Consider the following 16219-nt stretch of genomic DNA (forward strand, 5'->3'; position numbering starts at 1 on the left):
GGGGAAGTCGAAGCCGGCGGCCTTGCGGACGCTGCTCTGCCCGCCGTCGGCGCCCACCAGGTAGGCGGCGCGCAGCTGCTGCACCCCGTCCGGGGCCGTCCCTAGCGTCAGCCGAGGTCGTGGACGTAGCCCCAGCCGCCGGTCCCGACCTTGACGGGTGCGGCGAAGCCGGTCCCGGTGGCGGCCCGGAACACGAGGTCCCCGGCCTGGGTGGTCCAGAGGTCGGGGCGGCCGTCCAGATCGCCGTCGCCCACGGACACGGCATGTTCCCCTGCCGGGAGGGTCAGGCCCGCGTCGAGGACGGACCCGGCGTCCAGCTTCCCGTCGGCGGTGGCGAGGTACTGCGTCAGCCCGCCGGGCCCCATCGCCCACAGGTCCGCCCGGCCGTCACCGTTGACGTCTCCGGGCGCGATGAGGGTCAGTCCCTTCCAGCCGGTGGCAGCCAGCTGGACGGCCGGGTGGGGCAGGGCGGGCTGCGGGCCGGCCGCGCCCCGGTGCAGGTACAGTCCGCCGCTCGCGCCCACGGCCACGATGTCCGGGTTGCCGTCCTTGTCGAGGTCGCCGACGCTCACCGGGGTCGTGGTACCCCAGTTTTCCGGACGGTTGCCCATGGCCAGGGGGGCACCGAGGCCGCCCTTGCCGTCGCCGGGGTACACCCGCAGGCCGTCCCCGATCCGTGCGACGGCGTCTTCGTGCCCGTCACCGGTCCAGTCGCCACGGTGGCTGACCAGGGCGTCGGTCCAGTCCCCGCCGAGGGTCGTGGACGGCCCGAAGGCGCCCCCGTACGCACCCGGGTAGGACCGCAGCTGCCCGTCCTTGCGGATGGCGAGCAGGTCGGGGCACCGGTCGCCGTCGAAGCCGCCGGAGACCGCGGCGGGCGTGCGGTCCACCGGCTCGGCCTCCGCCCACAGCAGCTTGTGGTCCTCCACCGGGGTGAGGTCGATGTCGGCGACCTTGGCGCCGATGACCTTGAAGTCCCGGCTGCCGAAGAAGGCGTGGTCGAACTTGTTCTGGTACCTGCCCTCCGCGCCCCACGCCGTCCTGTTGCCGGCACGGTCGGCTTCTGCGAACGGGCCGGCCCCGCACAGGCCCCTTTCCACCGGGTCGAGGGCCGAGTTGGAGGGAACGGCGTTGAAGTCGCCGGTGAGGATGACCGGGTCGTCCGCGGCCCAGGCCGCGATGTTGCGCATGACCTCGGGCGTCCAGTTGCCGTACTCGGCCAGGGTCTTCTCCAGGTGCGTGCCGCAGGCGAGCGTGGTCCGGCCGCCGACGGGGCCCTTGGCGCACAGCACCCGGCGCTTCTCGGAGGCACCCGCGTCGGCACCGTTCACCACCGCCGAGTACGCGGTGAACGGCGCCTCGCCCTTGACGAACAACGCCTGGCCGAAGCCGTTCGTCCCGCCCCAGCGTGCGGTGCAGCGGTTGTCCGCCAAGCTGTCCGCGGCCCGCACCGGGACGTAGCCGACCAGCTTCTGCTTCAGCGCCTCGTACTGGCCGTCGCACAGCTCCTGGAACGCGATCACATCGGCGGGACCGGCTTCGGAGGCGGCGCGGGCACGGAACTTCTCCGCCCACTGGTCGGCGGTGTCGACGGTGTTCCGGCATGTGGAGACGGCGCACGCGTTGTACGTGATGGTCCGGACCCGGACCGGTTCCTCGGCCGCGACGACCGGGGTGGCTCCGCCGGACAGCAGTCCGGCCAGCAGAGCCAGCCCGCCGGCCGCCCCCGTCCCCCAGCGCTTCCGTTCCCGTGGCATGGGCCTCATCCGGCTCCCCCCTCGTTCAGATGACGAATGAGCTGGTCAGCCTATCCGGGGCGGGTTTCCGCCAAGGCCCGCAGGGCCTCCAGGACCCGGGCCACCGCCGGGGCGGCATCGGCGCCGCGGCGGGTCGCGGCGATGACGTGGCGGATCGGGCGGTCGTGCGGGAGGGCGCGGATGGTGACGCCGGTGGCGCGGCTCGCCGCCATGCGGGGGATGAGGGCGACGCCCATGCCCGCTTCGACCAGGGCGAGGATCGCGGTCCAGCCCGCCGCCGAGTGGGCCTGTTCCGGGACGAAGCCGGCCGCCTCGCACGCCGTGCGGGTGATCTCCGACCAGGGGCCGGAGCCGCCGTAGATCCAGGGCTCCGAGGACAGGTCCGCCAGGTGCAGGTCGGGGGCCGTGGCGAGCGGGTGGTCCGGGGGCAGGGCCACGTCCAGCGGGTCGGCGAGCAGGGGGATCCGGGTGAAGCGGGGGTCGCGGGCGGTGGGGGCGTGGGCCGCCAGGGAGAGGGCCAGGTCCACCGCGCCGGCCGAGAGCAGCTCGTACGCCTCCCCCGCGTCGGTCTCCCGTACGCGGACCTCCACGCCGGGGTGGGTCAGCCGGAGGGCGGCGACGGCCGGGACCACCAGGGCGGGGACGGCGGTGGAGAAGGCGCCGACCCGGACCTCGCCGGCCTCCCCGGCCAGGTAGCCGGCCAGTTCCGCGTCGGCCCGCTCCAGTTGGGCGAAGACGGCTTCGGCGTGCCGCAGGACCAGGTGTGCGGCGCCGGTGAGGCGGACCCGGCGGCCCTGGGCTTCCAGCAGGGGGACGCCGAGCTGCTTGGCCAGGTTGGTCAGCTGCTGCGAAACGGCCGAGGGCGTCATCATCAGCGCCTCGGCCGTCGCGGTCACCGTGCCCTGCTCGTTGAGCGTGCGCAGGATGCGGAGTTTCTTGATGTCCCATTCGGTCGTGGCGGTCACGGGGAGAACCTACCGGCGGGCGCCCAGCGCGACGCCGCCGAGGATCAGCGCCATGCACAGGAGCTGGGCGGGGCCGGTCTGTTCCCCGAGGAGCAGGAAGGAGAGCAGGGCCACGCAGACGGGCTGCAGGTAGTAGACGACGCCGGCCCGGGCCGCGCCGATCATCGAGACGGCCTTGTTCCAGGCGAAGAAGGCGACGGCCGAGGAGAACACGCCGACGTAGAGCAGCGGGCCGACGGTGCCGGCGGAGACCTGGAAGCCGCCCTGGACGGCGACCGAGACGGCGTAGGCGGGGGCGAGCATCAGGGCGCCGAGGACGAAGGTGGTGAGGAGGAAGGTGAGGCCGGAGAGTTCGGCGGGCTTGCGCTTGAGGAGCGCGCTGTACGAGGCGAAGGACAGGGCGGCGCCGAACATCCACAGGTCGCCGGCGGCGAAGTCCATGGTGAGCGAACCCTTGCCGACGAGCAGGAGCACTCCGAAGGCGGCGAGCAGCATCCCGAAGGTGCGGACGGCGCCGAGCTTCTGGCCGCCGAGACGGGCGAAGCCGGCCATGACGACTGGCGAGGCCGCCATGATCATGCCCATGTTGGAGGCGGAAGTGGTCAGTCCGGCCTGGTGGACGAGGGTGTTGTAGAGGGCGATGCCGAAGAACGAGGCGAGCGAGACGTAGCCGAGGTGGCGGCGGATCAGGTCCCGCTGCCGCCAGGCCTCCCGGGCGGCGAGCGGGGCGACGGCGGCGATCGCGATGATCCAGCGCCAGAAGACGGCCTGCACGGGCGGGACGCTGTCGGCCATGCCCCGGGTCGCGACGAAGCTGCCGGACCAGACGACCGTGGCCACGAGGGCGAGCAGGACGCCGAGGCCGGCGGCTCCCTTCTTCGCCTGCGCGGTGCGGGTCTCCGGCTGGTGCGGAGCGGTACGGACGCGGTCCAGGACGGCCACGGCTATCTCCCCCTCGGGTGGTTGGAGCGGTGTGAGGGACCTACCGTCGCACCTCGTCATTGGTCAGGTCCATCGAAAACTTTTGATCGATCTGTTTAGTTTTACTGAACGATTCTTTGGCCGACCGGGGCGGCTTGGGCGGCAGCTGACCCACCACGGTCGCGGCGAAGGCGATCGCCATACCCGCCAGCTGCACCGGCGAGAGCGCCTGGCCGAGCGCGGCCCAGCCGATCACGGCGGCGGTGAGCGGGGAGAGCGGACCGAGCAGGGTCACCGAGGTGGCGCTGAGCCGGCCGATGCCGCGGAACCAGAGCCAGTACGCGGCCCCGGTGTTGAGCAGCATCATGTAGCCGAAGCCGAGGTAGGCCCGGCCGTCGAGGGCGGGCGGGGCGCCTTCCAGCAGGGCGGCGACCGGCAGGATCAGCAGGCCGCCGGCGGTGAGCTGCCAGCCGGCCAGGGCCAGCGGGCCGACCCCTTCGGGGCGCCCCCAGCGCTTGGTCATCACGATGCCGGCGGCCATCGACGCGGTGGAGGCGACGCCGGCCAGGACGCCGACCAGGTCGAGCGCGGCCCCGGCCTTCAGCACCACCATGCCGACGCCGAACGCCGCGGCGATGGCGGCGAGCAGCGAGCGGCTGCTCGCCTTCTCGCCGAGCAGCAGCGCGGCCAGCCCGATGACCAGCAGCGGGCCGAAGGCGCCGAGTACGGCGGCGACTCCGCCGGGCAGCCGGTAGGCGGCGAGGAACAGCAGGGGGAAGAAGGCGCCGATGTTGAGGGCGCCCAGCACGGCGGACTTCCACCACCAGGCGCCCTTGGGCAGCGTGCGGGAGGCCGCGACCAGCAGCAGTCCGGCGGGGAGGGCTCGCATGACCCCGGTGAACAGGGGCCGGTCGGGCGGCAGCAGTTCCGTGGTGACGAAGTAGGTCGAGCCCCAGGAGACGGGCGCGAGCGCGGTCAGGGCGATGGTGGCGGTGCGGTTCACGGCGCGGCTCCTCCGATGGTGAGGAAGATCAGGTGGCAAGCCTCGGCGGGGAGACTCAAACGGCGGCAGGGGCGGGGCTGCGCGGGCCGTCGGCCGCCGCCGGGGCGGGCGGCTCGGCGTGCACGGCCTCGGCGGGCAGGTGCGGCTCGAGCCGGATCAGCGCCAGGGCGGCGCCGAGGGCGGCGACGGTGAGCAGCGCCCAGGGCAGCCGGCCGTCGACGGAGAGGAGGGCGGTGAACAGGGACGGGGCGAGGGCGGTGGCCAGCGAGTAGGAGAGCTGGTAGGTGGCCAGGTAGCGGCCGCGCACCGGCTCGGGGGCGGCGGAGACCGACAGGGCCCCGCCGGAGGGGCTGTGGATCAGCTCGCCGACGGTGTAGACGACCACGATGGCGAGCAGGGCGATCAGCAGACCGGTCTGGCCGGGGCGGACGGTGCCGAGCACGATCTGGCCGGCGAAGGCGGCGGCGAAGAGCAGGGAGCCGAGGGCCGCCGAACGGGTGCGGCGGGCGCCGGAGCGGCGCACCCGGCCCGCGACGAGCACGCCGATCCCGGCGCACAGGGCGGTGTTGACGGTGAAGGCGGCGCCGGTCAGCGAGTCGGGGCCGTGCAGCCAGGTGGCGATGTACAGCGGGAAGAGCACGGAGAGGGCGGAGTAGCCGAGCGCGGTCAGGAAGTTGGCGGCGGTCAGGCCCAGGAAGGGGCGGTCGCGCAGCACCATCCGGTATCCGGCGGGCGGCCGCTTGGCGGAGCCGGTCGCGCCGTCCCGCACCGGGCGAACCCGGCTGACGAGCAGTCCTGCGAGGGCGAAGGCCAGGGAGTTGCCGAGGGCGGTCCAGGTGAAGCCGTCGGTGCCCCACAGGGCGAGGACCCCGGAGACCAGCAGGGCTCCGGCGCCCATGCCGGCGTTCTGCAGGGCCCGCAGGGAGGCCTGGAGCCGGTCCCGGGCGGAGCCGTGCGCGACCTCGCCGATCAGGGACTGCTGGACCACCGGGAAGGACCGGTCGGCCAGCGCGGTGATCAGGGTGACGGCCGCGAAGGCGGGCAGCGAGGTCGCGAGCGGGTAGAGCGCGAAGCCGACGGCCCGGACGGCGTAGAGGACCAGGTTGGCCCGCTTGGCGCCGAACCGGTCGACGGCCGAGCCGGCCAGCGGCATGAAGGCGAGGCCGGTCAGGCCGGTGGCGGTGAGGACCATGCCGACCACGGCGAAGGAGAGGCCGGTGACGTGGTGGAAGAAGACCAGGGTGAACGGAACGTACATGCCGATCCCGACCGCGCTGACCCCGGCTCCGACGAGCAGGGACCGTTCTCCCTCGATACGCGCCATCACAGTTCCCCCTGAACCCCTGAAGTAGATCGCTCGCAAGTAGCTTATCGCTAAGCTACTTTCTGGCAAGCGAATTTCTGGGATACTGGGAGACATGAACAAGGACGCGGACGCGGTGGACGCGATCACCGCCCAGTGGAACGCGGTACGCCCGGAACTGGACGTCGCCCCGATGGGGGTCTTCGGCCGGATCTACCGGATCGGCCGGGCCATGGGCGACGCAATCGAACGCACCTACGCCCGGTACGGGATCTCACGGGGCGAGTTCGACGTCGTCGCCACCCTGCGCCGGTCCGGGGAGCCGTACACGCTCTCGCCCCGCCAGCTCTCGGCGACGCTGATGCTCACCACGGGCGGGATGACGGGACGGCTGGACAAGCTGGAGAAGGCCGGGCTGCTCTGCCGCAAGCCCGATCCGCACGACCGGCGGGGACTTCAGGTCACCATCACCGAGAAGGGCCTCGCGCTGGTCGACGAGGCGGTCGTGGCCGGCCTGGAGGTGCAGCGGGCGGCACTGTCCGGACTGACCGAGGAGGAGGCCGAGACGCTCAGCGGCCTGCTGCGGAAACTGCTGGCCGGGGTCTGAGCATCCGGGTGGTGCGGGCCCGGGTCCGGGAGCCGCACCACCCGGACGGGAACAGGGCAGGCGGACGGGCCGGGCACGCGGACGGGCCGGCCCGCGCGGCAGTGCCGCCCGGACCGGCCCAGCCGTCGGAAACCTACTTGGACTCCTGCTTGCGCGACTTGTCGCCGACCATCACGAGACCCGCGATGACCAGGAACAGCACGATCGGCGCGGCCACGTACAGGCCGAGCGTGTCGGCAATGCTCAGGCCCGGACCCGGGTCGTCACCGTCGTCACGCGTCAGCGCGAGCGCGGGAGACGTCATCAGCAGCATCATCAGCGTCGTTCCGGCCGTGACGGCGCCGGCGCGCAGAGCGTTCTTCTTGTCCACGGTGCAAACGTAGCGAACACCTAAACGAGCCGCGCGCCCGGGGGTGCCGTACGGGGCTCCGCCTGCTCCCGCACCGCCCTGAGCAGGGCCTGCGCGCGGGGCGAGGCCGCCAGCCGCTCCAGCGTCACCGGCCGCCCGGAGCCGTCCGCGACCGGCAGCCGCCAGTTCGGGTACTGGTCCCAGGTCCCCGGCAGGTTCTGCGGCCGCCGGTCCCCCACCGCGTCCGGCAGCCACACCCCGACCAGCCGGGCCGGCGTGCCGAGCAGGAACGCGTACAGGGCGTGCACGGCCTCCTCCTCGGTCTTGGTGTCCAGGCCGAGCCCGGCCAGTACGCCCAGCCACTCGGCGGTGTCGGCGGCGTCCGCCGCCCGCTCCTCGGCCGCCGGGCGGGTCAGCAGGCCCAGCCGGTCCCGCAGTTCCACGTGTTCCCCGGCCAGCTTGGCGGCGGAGGGCGGCAGATCGTGGGTGGTGGCGGTGGCCAGGCAGTCGGCCCGCCAGGCCGCCGGGTCCAGCGGGCGTCCGCCGCCCGTCCAGTCCCGCTCGAACCACAGCACCGAGGTGCCGAGCACCCCGCGCCGGGCCAGCGCCTCGCGGACCCCGGGCTCGACCGTCCCCAGGTCCTCCCCGATCACCAGCGCACCCGCCCGGTGCGCCTCCAGCACCAGGATCGCGAGCATCGCCTCGCCGTCGTAGCCGACGTACGTGCCCTCCGCGGGCGGGCTGCCCTCCGGGATCCACCAGAGCCGGAACAGGCCCATCACATGGTCGATGCGGAGCGCGCCGGCGTACCGGAACACGGAGCGCAGCAGCTGCCGGTAGGGGCCGTACGCGGCCTCGGCCAGCCGGTCCGGCCGCCACGGGGGCAGGCTCCAGTCCTGGCCGCGGGCGTTGAAGGCGTCGGGCGGGGCGCCGACCGTCGTGTGCCCGGCGTACAGGCCGGGCTCGGCCCAGACGTCCGCGCCCTCCGGGTGCACTCCGACCGCCAGGTCGTGGACCAGACCGACCGTCATTCCGGCGTCCAGGGCCGCCTGCTGGGCCGCGACCAGCTGGGTGTCGGTCAACCAGGCCAGCCAGCGGTGGAATTCCGCACTGCCGGGCCCGGCTTCCCCGGCTTCCTCAACTTCCCCGTCGGCCTCGGGGTGCGCCGGCCACCCGGACCGGTCGGGGCCGTACCGCTCGGCCAGCGCGGCCCATTGGGCGTGCCGGTCCAGGGCGGGGCCCCCGGCGGCACGGAACCGGGCGTACTCGGCCTCGCGCCGCGGGCTGCGCGGGACGGCGTACAGGCGTTCCAGCGCGGCCCGTTTCAGCGCCCAGACCGCGTCGCGGTCGATCAGCGCACCCTTCTCCAGCACCTGCCGGTTCAGCTCCGCGCCCTGCTGGGCCAGGCAGGACAGCACGTCCCGGTCCGGGCAGTCGGCGTACTCGGGGACGTCCTCGATGCGCAGGTGCACCGGGTCGGGGAAGCGGCGGGAGGAGGGCCGGTACGGGGACGGGTCGGTCGGGGTGCCCGGCACGGCCGCGTGCAGCGGGTTGACCTGGATGAACCCGGCCCCGTGGGTGCGGCCGGCCCAGCGGGCCAGCGCCGCCAGGTCGCCGAGGTCGCCCATGCCCCAGGACCGTTCGGACAGCAGCGAGTACAGCTGGACGAGCAGCCCGTACGTGCGGCCGGGCGCGGCCGGGGCCCGGTCCGGGGCGACGATCAGGGTGGCCGCGCCGGTGCGGCCGTCGGGGGCCGCGGCGGTGATCCGGTGCACTCCGTACGGGAGTCCGGGCGGCAGCGGCGTACCGGGGGCGGCCGCCCACTCGACGGGCTCGGGGGCCTCCCGGCCGGCCCGGCCGACCCGGTCGTCCCGGTCGTCCCGGTCGTCCCGGCCGACCCGGCCGACCCGGTCGTCCCGGTCCTCCGGTTCCACCCGCAGCCGGGTGCCCGGCGGCAGCTCCGCGAGGGCGGCCGCCGCCGCACCGCCCTCCCAGTGGACCAGGGTCGGGGGCAGCAGCCGGGCCGCGGCCTCCCGTACGGCCTCGGCCAGCCGAACGGTGACGTCCTCGGCCGTGTCGGCGACCGCCCCGAGGAGCCCGAGCACCTCCCGGACGGTCCGCTCGGGCACCCGGACGGTGACGTCCTCGGCCGGCCGGTAGGAGGTGGCGACGCCGTAGAGGGCGGCGAGCCGGGCGAGGTCGTCCATGGGGTCGGGTCCTTGTCGTCCGCTAGAAGCCCGCCGCGGCGGCGGGCGTGGTGGGCTCGCTCGTCAGCGGGGCCTCGTCGGTGAGCGGGGGTTCGCTGGTCAGCGGGGCGTGGGCGGTGTCGGCGAGCGGGGGTTCGCTGGTGAGGGGGCCGGCGGCCTGCCGGGGGAGCCGGAAGTGCAGCGGGGCGGCGGGGCGTTTGGAACGGGGGCGGGCAGGCATCGGGGCACTCCTTCGTGCGGATCCTCGGGTGCGGGGTTGCGCGGCGCCGGCACAGCACGGGTTCGCGCCGCGGAACGCAGAACACCGCAGCCCTACCCATCCCGGTGCCACACATTCCTGGGGCATAACGGTCAGAACACTCGCGTGCATTGACACTTGAGCCGCACGGGTGGTGGGCTCGGGCTCATTCGTACGAGCGGGGGGGCCGACTCGGAACGAGGAGACAGCGTGCAGCTCAGCGGGAGGAAGCGGGCCACGGCCGTGGCGGTTGCCGTGGTCGGCACCCTGCTCGGCGGCGCCACCGCCGGACCACCGGCGGCCTTCGCCGACCCTTCCCCGCCCTCCCCGACGGCCCCGGACACCGACCCCGCCGCCCCGGCGACCGGCCCGGCGACCGGTCCGGCAACGGCTCCGGCGACCGGCCTGGCCAGCGGCCCCGCCGCCGATCCGGTCGGCGCCCCGCAGGGCCCCGCCGTCTGGCCGCGCCCGCAGTCCCTGACCGCCGACCGGTCCCGCGAAGTCCCGCTCGGCGCCGAGGCCGTACTGGTACTGCCGCCCGGGGCCGATCCGCACGCCGTCGAGGTGATCCGCACCGCGCTGCGCGCCGCCGGAGTGCGGACCCTGCGCGAACAGGACGCGTACGCGCCGCTGCCCGCGCGCGGCACCGTCTTCCGGGTCCAGGGCGCGGACGCCGAGGCGGCCCTGCGGGCGCTCGGTGCCGGCCCGGCCGAGGAACTGCCCGCCGGCGGTTACCGGCTGGCGGTCGGCCGGGACGGCGGGCGGGACACGGTGGCCTTGGCCGGAGTCGGCGAGGACGGGCTGTTCCACGCCGCCCAGACCCTGCGTCAGCTCCTCGCGGCCACCCCGGGGAAGATTCCCGGCGCGGTGGTCCGGGACTGGCCGGCCGCCCCGGTGCGCGGCATCACCGAAGGGTTCTACGGGGAGCCGTGGAGCTTGGAACAGCGGCTGGCGCAGCTGGACTTCATGGGCCGCACCAAGCAGAACCGGTATCTCCTCGCGCCCGGCGACGACGTGTTCCGGCAGGCCCGCTGGCGCGAGGACTACCCGGCCGCGCAGCGCGAGGAGTTCGCGGCGCTGGCCTCCCGGGCGGCCGCGAACCGGGTGACCCTCGGCTGGGCGGTGGCTCCGGGTCAGTCCATGTGCCTGTCCTCGGCGGGCGACCGCAGGGCGCTGCTGCGCAAGCTGGAGGCGATGTGGGAGCTGGGCTTCCGCGCCTTCCAGCTGCAGTTCCAGGACGTGAGCTACACGGAGTGGGGCTGTGCGGCGGACCGGCAGCGGTACGGCAAGGGCCCGGAGGCGGCGGCACGGGCGCACGCCGAGGTCGCCGGTGAGCTCGCGGCCGGGCTGGCCCGGCAGCACCCGGGCGCGGCCCCGCTGTCGCTGATGCCCACCGAGTACTACCAGGAGGGCGCCACCGCCTACCGCAGCGCGCTGGCCGCCGCCCTGGACGGCCGGGTCGAGGTGGCCTGGACGGGCGTCGGCGTGCTGCCGCGCACCATCACCGGCAAGGAACTGGCCGGGGCCCGCGCGGCCTTCGGGCATCCGCTGGTCACCATGGACAACTACCCGGTCAACGACTGGGAGCCGGGCCGGATCTACCTGGGCGCGTACGCCGGCCGCGAGCCGGCCGTGGCCAACGGTTCGGCGGGGCTGCTGGCCAATGCGGCCCAGCAGGGCACCCTGTCCCGGATCCCGCTGTTCACCGCGGCCGATTTCGCGTGGAATCCGCGCGGGTACCGGGCCGGGGCGTCCTGGGAGGCGGCCGTCGCCGAGCTGGCCGGCGGGGACGCGCGGGCCCGCGAAGGGCTGACGGCGCTCGCCGGGAACACCGCGTCCTCGGCGCTGGGCCAGCCCGAGTCCGCGTACCTGCGGCCGCTGATGGACGAGTTCTGGCGGGCCCGGGCCTCCGGCGACCGGGCGGCCCTGGACCGGGCCGCGGACCGGCTGCGGGCGGCCTTCACCGTGATGCGGCAGGCCCGGGAGCGGCTGGGTGAGCAGCTCGCCCTGGAGGCCGGCCCCTGGCTGGACCGGCTGGCGCAGTACGGGACGGCCGGCGAGCTGGCCGTGGACACGCTGCGGGCCCAGGCGCACGGGGACGGTGCGGCGGCCTGGCGGGCGTACCTGGCGCTGGGTCAGGCCCGTACGGCGGCGACGGCCGGGCCGGGGGCGACCGTCGGCAAGGGCGTACTGGACCCGTTCCTGGCGAAGGCGGCGGCCGAGGCGGACACCTGGACGGGCGCGGGCCGGCCGGCGGCGGGCCCGGTCAGCAAGGAGGCCGGCTCCTGGACGCTGCGGCTGGACCGGCCGCGCCCGGTGTCCGCCGTCACGGTGATGACGGACCCGCTGACCCCACAGGTCCGCGGGGCCTCGGTGGAGGCGCACGTGCCCGGTGAGGGCTGGCGCAAGCTCGGCGAGGCGGCTGGCTCCGGCTGGACCCAGGCGGACGCGGCCGGCCTGCGGGCGGACGCGGTCCGGCTGGTGTGGGCCGGCGAGGCGCCGGCGGTGCGCGGGCTGGTGCCGTGGTTCGCGGACGGGCCGCAGGCCCGGTTCGAGTTGGGCGGCGGCGGGCGGGCGGACGCGGAGATCGGCGGCCGGCCGCAGCGGGTGGCGGCGGAGCTCTCCGCGCTGCGGCCCGGTGAGGTGCGCGGCTCGCTGTCGGCCAAGCCGCCGGAGGGCATCAAGGTGGAGGTGCCGGCGGAGACGACGGTGCCGCGGGGGACGGCGGTGGCCGTCCCGGTCGAGGTGACGGTTCCGGAGGGCACGCCGGCGGGGGTGTACGAGGTCCCGGTCAGCTTCGGCGGGGAGTCCCGCACCCTGACGGTGCGGGCGTTCCCGCGCACCGGCGGGCCGGACCTGGCCCGGACGGCCGGTGTGAGCTCCTCGGGTGACGAGACCCCGGACTTCCCGGCCTCGGCGGCCGTGGACGGCCTCGCCACGACCCGCTGGTCCTCGCCGGCGGAGGACGGGGCGTGGTGGCAGGCGGAACTGGCGGCGCCGGTGCGGCTGGGGCAGGTGGTCCTGCACTGGCAGGACGCGTACCCGTCGGCGTACCGGGTGGAGACCTCGGCGGACGGGGTGACGTGGCGCACGTCGGCGACGGTGGCCGGGGCGGGGCCGGGCCGGGAGCCGGTCCGGATGGATGCGGCGGACACGCGGTTCGTGCGGGTCGTGTGCGATGCGCGGGCGACGGAGTACGGGTGTTCGCTGTGGTCCGCGGAGATGTACGCGGTGGTGCCGTAGCCCGGCGAGGCCGGCAGTACCCGCCGCGGGCTGGGTTGCCGCGGGGCGGCAATTCCAGCCCCGCCGGCGTTTGAGGCGCGGAGGTCCGGGGGCCGGCCCCCGGCGACGGCGCCGCGGCCGGCCACCAACCCTTCGCAAGCGGGGCTTCGCCCGAGCACGCGGGGCCTTGCCCCACACCCCGCGCCTCAAACGCCGGCGGGGCCGGGTGGGGCTCCGGCCCCGCCGGGGGGTCGGGGGCGCCCAAAACGCCGGCGGGCCGGAAATGCCGCTGCGCGGCATCCCGGCTCCGCCGGCGTTGCGGTCAGGAGGCGGCGGCTCCGATGCGGTCCAGGGCGTCGTCGGCGCCGTACGGCTGGAGGTAGGGCATCCAACGCGGGTCGCGGTGGCCGGTGCCGATGATGCGCCAGGCCAGGCCGGACGGCGGGGCCGGCTGGTGGCGGAGGCGCCAGCCGAGGTCGACCAGGTGGCGGTCGGCCTTGACGTGGTTGCAGCGGCGGCACGCGGCGACGACGTTGTCCCATACGTGCTGGCCGCCCCGGCTGCGCGGGATGACGTGGTCGACGCTGGTGGCGACGCCGCCGCAGTACATGCAGCGGCCGCCGTCCCGGGCGAACAGTGCTCGCCGGGTGAGTGGAACGGGCCCCCGGTAGGGGACCCGCACGAAGCGCTTGAGCCTGACCACGCTGGGAGCGGGGACGGCCCGTGTCGCGCTGTGCAGGAAGGCGCCGGATTCCTCCAGGGAGACGGCCTTGTTCTCCAGGACGAGGACGAGCGCGCGGCGGAGCGGTACGACGCCGAGGGGCTCGTACGACGCATTGAGGACCAGGACGTGTGGCACGCGGATGCCTCCTTGTACGCCGGCGGCGCGTGGCTCGCGCCGGGACGATCTGCTCTCAGTCTCTCCTCACGGCTGGCCGAAGCGCCACCACGTGCCCGTAACGGGTCGGAAGTGTTTTCAACCACACCTGGTACTTCCCCAGGTGAGTCTGGTCTCTCCCTCGAACATGGCAACAGAGTGGAGCCGATGCCCCGTTAGTGTGGAAGGCCTGCCCGTACACCCCTTTCCTCGGGCAGGTCGCTACACCTGGAGGTTCCTGTCGTGCCCTGGCCCGCCACTCTGCTACCCCTGGCAGCCGACGTCCCGGACGCGCCGACCAGCGTCCAAGAGGCTCAGGAAAGCGTCACCAACGCCGCGAGCTTCCTCGAGGAGAACTGGGCCACCTGGCTGAGCGTCGGCCTGCGGATCCTGCTGATCGTCGTGATCGCGGCGGTGGTCCGCTCGGTGGTCCGCAAGGCGCTGACCAAGCTGATAAACCGGATGAACACCAGTGCGGAGGCCGTGGAGGGCACGGCGCTGGGCGGGCTGCTGGTGAACGCCGAGCGGCGGCGGCAGCGCTCGGAGGCGATCGGCTCGGTCCTCCGTTCGGTTGCTTCCTTCCTGATCCTGGGTACGGCCGCGCTGATGGTGCTGGCCGCCCTGAAGATCGATCTGGCGCCGCTGCTGGCGAGTGCCGGTGTGGCCGGTGTGGCGATCGGTTTCGGCGCCCGGAACCTGGTGACGGACTTCCTGTCCGGCGTGTTCATGATCATGGAGGACCAGTACGGGGTCGGCGACAAGATCGACGCGGGGGTGGCGTCCGGCGAGGTGGTCGAGGTCGGCCTGCGGGTGACCAAGCTGCGCGGCGACAACGGCGAGGTCTGGTACGTGCGCAACGGCGAGATCAAGCGGATCGGCAACCTCAGCCAGGGCTGGGCGACCGCGATGGTCGACGTGCAGGTCAGGCCGACCGAGGACCTGAAGAGGGTCAAGGAGATCATCCAGGGGGTCGCCGACACCATGGCGAAGGAGGACCCCTGGGACGAGCACCTGTGGGGCCCCGTGGAGGTACTCGGCCTGGGCGAGGTGCTGCTGGCCTCGATGACCGTGAACATTTCCGCGAAGACCATGCCGGGCAAGCAGTTCGCCGTGCAGCGCGAGCTGCGCTGGCGGATCAAGGAGGCCTTCGACGCGGCCGGGATCCGGATCGTCGGCGGCCTGCCCGCCGGGGACGAGGAGGAGGCTGCGGCCCCGGACCTGGCGGCGACCGTGGCCCCGCCGTCGGCGCTGGCCAACCCCACCTCCCCGCAGTCCCTGGCGGCCACCCCGATCCCGCAGCCGGTCCCGCAGCCGGCCCTGGACCGGCCGCGCTTGACCAAGTAGCCCCCGAACACCGGCAACCGCTGCCCCGCAGACCTCCAGGTCTGCGGGGCAGCGGCATTGACACGCCCCGAGCGCTGATAGGAAACTTCCCTAACAGTTCACTCCGGTACGCCGGTACGAGAGAAAGCCCGGTCCCTTGGCCAGCATCACCCCCGGAACCCCCAGCCTGCTGCGCGCCATGAACGACCGGGCCGCGCTCGAGCTCCTGCTGGCCCACGGCCCGCTCTCCCGCACCAGGATCGGCCGGCTGACCGGCCTGTCCAAGCCCACCGCCTCCCAGCTGCTGGCCCGGCTGGAGGCCGCCGGGCTGGTGATCGCCACCGGCACGGCGAGCGGCCGCCCCGGCCCCAATGCCCAGCTGTACGCGCTGAACGCCGCGGCCGCCCACGTGGCCGGGCTCGACGTCACCCCCGACCGGATCCGGGCCGCCGTCGCCGACCTCGCCGGGGAGGTCGCCGGCACCTTCGAGCTGCCCACCCCGGGCCGGGCCGGCCGGGTCGTCGACCAGGTCACCCGCGCCCTCGACGGAGCCGTGCGGGCCGCCGGACTGGAGACCTCCCACATCCACCGGCTGGTCATCGCCACCCCCGGCGCCTTCGACCCGCACACCGGCGCCCTCCGCTACGCCAGCCACCTCCCCGGCTGGCACTCCCCCACCCTGCTCGACGAGCTGGCGGCCGCCCTGCCGATGCCCGTGGAGTACGAGAACGACGTCAACCTCGCCGCGGTCGCCGAGCAGCGCCTGGGCGCCGCCCGCGGCCACGAGGACTTCGTACTGCTGTGGAACGAGGACGGTCTGGGCGCCGCCCTGGTGCTCGGCGGCCGGCTGCACCGCGGCTGGACCGGCGGCGCCGGCGAGGTCGGCTTCCTGCCGGTCACCGGCCACCCGCTGGTCCGGCAGGTCACCCGGGTCAACTCGGGCGGCTACCAGGAGCTGGCCGGCGTACAGGTGGTTCCGGTGCTCGCGGCCGAGCTCGGCATCGAAGCACCGGAGCCGGCCGAGGAGTCCTCCGCGTACGGTGCCGAGGTCGCGGCCGCCGTGGCCCTGCTGAGCCGGGCCGCCGCCCGGCCGGAGGGCGCCCACCTGAAGCTCCTCCGGTCCTACGCCACCGCCCTCGCCACCGGCCTCGCCTCCCTGGTCGCCGTACTCGACCCGGAGATCGTGGTGCTGTCCGGCGCCGTGATCGGCGCCGGCGGCGAGCCGCTGCACGAACTGCTCACCGCCGAACTCGCCGACCTCGCCCCCTCCCGGCCCCGCCTGGTCACCGGCGAGGTGCGGGAACTGCCCGTGCTCCGCGGGGCGCTGGAGAGCGCCCTGGCCGCCACCCGCGACGAGGTGTTCGACACCACGCGCCGCTGAACCGCTCCACGGCCGGACCGCTGAACCGCTCCACGGCCGGACCGCTGAACCGCTCCACCGCGTTTC

The 16219-nt window shown here is 74.7% G+C and carries 13 protein-coding genes and 1 pseudogene; 4 read left to right on the plus strand and 10 right to left on the minus strand.

Features of this window, described 5'->3' with window-relative positions; all coding sequences use genetic code 11:
• The 6 genes and pseudogenes from AB0447_RS29735 to AB0447_RS29760 form a co-directional block, all read right to left on the minus strand.
• Nucleotides 1–93, minus strand: a pseudogene (locus AB0447_RS29735) (FAD-dependent monooxygenase); the annotation flags it as partial.
• A gap of 14 nt (nucleotides 94–107) precedes the next feature.
• Nucleotides 108–1757, minus strand: a complete 1650-nt coding sequence (locus AB0447_RS29740) for an FG-GAP-like repeat-containing protein (RefSeq protein ID WP_366479928.1) — start codon at nucleotides 1755–1757, stop codon at nucleotides 108–110.
• Between the two features lie 50 nt (nucleotides 1758–1807).
• On the minus strand, nucleotides 1808–2722 hold the full coding sequence (locus AB0447_RS29745; protein ID WP_366479929.1) for a LysR family transcriptional regulator: 915 nt from the start codon (nucleotides 2720–2722) through the stop codon (nucleotides 1808–1810).
• 9 nt (nucleotides 2723–2731) lie between these two features.
• Complete coding sequence (locus AB0447_RS29750; protein WP_366479930.1) at nucleotides 2732–3664, minus strand: DMT family transporter; 933 nt, start codon at nucleotides 3662–3664, stop codon at nucleotides 2732–2734.
• Nucleotides 3665–3704: 40 nt separating this feature from the next.
• Nucleotides 3705–4646: an EamA family transporter gene (locus tag AB0447_RS29755; protein ID WP_366479931.1), complete on the minus strand. Its 942-nt coding sequence runs from the start codon at nucleotides 4644–4646 to the stop codon at nucleotides 3705–3707.
• 55 nt (nucleotides 4647–4701) lie between these two features.
• Nucleotides 4702–5970 (minus strand): MFS transporter, encoded by a 1269-nt coding sequence (locus AB0447_RS29760; RefSeq protein ID WP_366479932.1) that lies wholly within the window; start codon nucleotides 5968–5970, stop codon nucleotides 4702–4704.
• 94 nt (nucleotides 5971–6064) lie between these two features.
• On the opposite strand from AB0447_RS29760, the gene AB0447_RS29765 reads away from it, so the two are divergent.
• Nucleotides 6065–6556, plus strand: a complete 492-nt coding sequence (locus AB0447_RS29765; protein ID WP_366479933.1) for a MarR family transcriptional regulator — start codon at nucleotides 6065–6067, stop codon at nucleotides 6554–6556.
• Between the two features lie 133 nt (nucleotides 6557–6689).
• Here the strand turns inward: AB0447_RS29765 and AB0447_RS29770 are convergent, their stop codons facing one another.
• The 3 genes from AB0447_RS29770 to AB0447_RS29780 are packed head-to-tail and all read right to left on the minus strand — an operon-like array spanning nucleotide 6690 to nucleotide 9332.
• Complete coding sequence (locus tag AB0447_RS29770; RefSeq protein ID WP_366479934.1) at nucleotides 6690–6926, minus strand: hypothetical protein; 237 nt, start codon at nucleotides 6924–6926, stop codon at nucleotides 6690–6692.
• A 20-nt stretch (nucleotides 6927–6946) separates the two neighbouring features.
• The gene (malQ, locus tag AB0447_RS29775; protein WP_366479935.1) at nucleotides 6947–9112 is read right to left on the minus strand and encodes a 4-alpha-glucanotransferase; all 2166 of its coding nucleotides are present in this window, start codon (nucleotides 9110–9112) and stop codon (nucleotides 6947–6949) included.
• A gap of 22 nt (nucleotides 9113–9134) precedes the next feature.
• Nucleotides 9135–9332, minus strand: coding sequence for a hypothetical protein (locus AB0447_RS29780; RefSeq protein ID WP_366479936.1), 198 nt, complete (start codon nucleotides 9330–9332; stop codon nucleotides 9135–9137).
• Nucleotides 9333–9560: 228 nt separating this feature from the next.
• On the opposite strand from AB0447_RS29780, the gene AB0447_RS29785 reads away from it, so the two are divergent.
• A complete protein-coding gene (locus AB0447_RS29785) occupies nucleotides 9561–12593 on the plus strand; it encodes a beta-N-acetylglucosaminidase domain-containing protein (RefSeq protein ID WP_366479937.1) in 3033 nt (1010 codons plus the stop codon).
• 301 nt (nucleotides 12594–12894) lie between these two features.
• On the opposite strand, the gene AB0447_RS29790 is transcribed toward AB0447_RS29785, so the two are convergent.
• Nucleotides 12895–13431, minus strand: coding sequence for an HNH endonuclease (locus AB0447_RS29790; RefSeq protein ID WP_366479938.1), 537 nt, complete (start codon nucleotides 13429–13431; stop codon nucleotides 12895–12897).
• Between the two features lie 261 nt (nucleotides 13432–13692).
• Here AB0447_RS29790 and AB0447_RS29795 point away from each other — a divergent pair, with 261 nt between their 5' ends.
• Both AB0447_RS29795 and AB0447_RS29800 read left to right on the plus strand, forming a co-directional pair.
• Entirely contained in the window at nucleotides 13693–14793 is a 1101-nt protein-coding gene (locus AB0447_RS29795) for a mechanosensitive ion channel domain-containing protein (protein WP_366479939.1), read from the plus strand.
• A 178-nt stretch (nucleotides 14794–14971) separates the two neighbouring features.
• Complete coding sequence (locus AB0447_RS29800) at nucleotides 14972–16153, plus strand: ROK family transcriptional regulator (RefSeq protein WP_366479972.1); 1182 nt, start codon at nucleotides 14972–14974, stop codon at nucleotides 16151–16153.
• Nucleotides 16154–16219: the final 66 nt, after the last annotated feature.

Origin of the sequence: Streptomyces sp. NPDC051211, from assembly GCF_040689505.1 — a bacterium.
Lineage (GTDB): Bacteria > Actinomycetota > Actinomycetes > Streptomycetales > Streptomycetaceae > Streptomyces.

Coding starts and splice junctions, on each gene's coding strand:
- AB0447_RS29800 (WP_366479972.1), top strand. CDS start 14,972: ATGAACGACCGGGCCGCGCTCGAGCTCCTGCTGGCCCACGGCCCGCTC.
- malQ (WP_366479935.1), bottom strand. CDS start 9,112: ATGGACGACCTCGCCCGGCTCGCCGCCCTCTACGGCGTCGCCACCTCC.
- AB0447_RS29780 (WP_366479936.1), bottom strand. CDS start 9,332: ATGCCTGCCCGCCCCCGTTCCAAACGCCCCGCCGCCCCGCTGCACTTC.
- AB0447_RS29765 (WP_366479933.1), top strand. CDS start 6,065: ATGAACAAGGACGCGGACGCGGTGGACGCGATCACCGCCCAGTGGAAC.
- AB0447_RS29740 (WP_366479928.1), bottom strand. CDS start 1,757: ATGCCACGGGAACGGAAGCGCTGGGGGACGGGGGCGGCCGGCGGGCTG.
- AB0447_RS29760 (WP_366479932.1), bottom strand. CDS start 5,970: ATGGCGCGTATCGAGGGAGAACGGTCCCTGCTCGTCGGAGCCGGGGTC.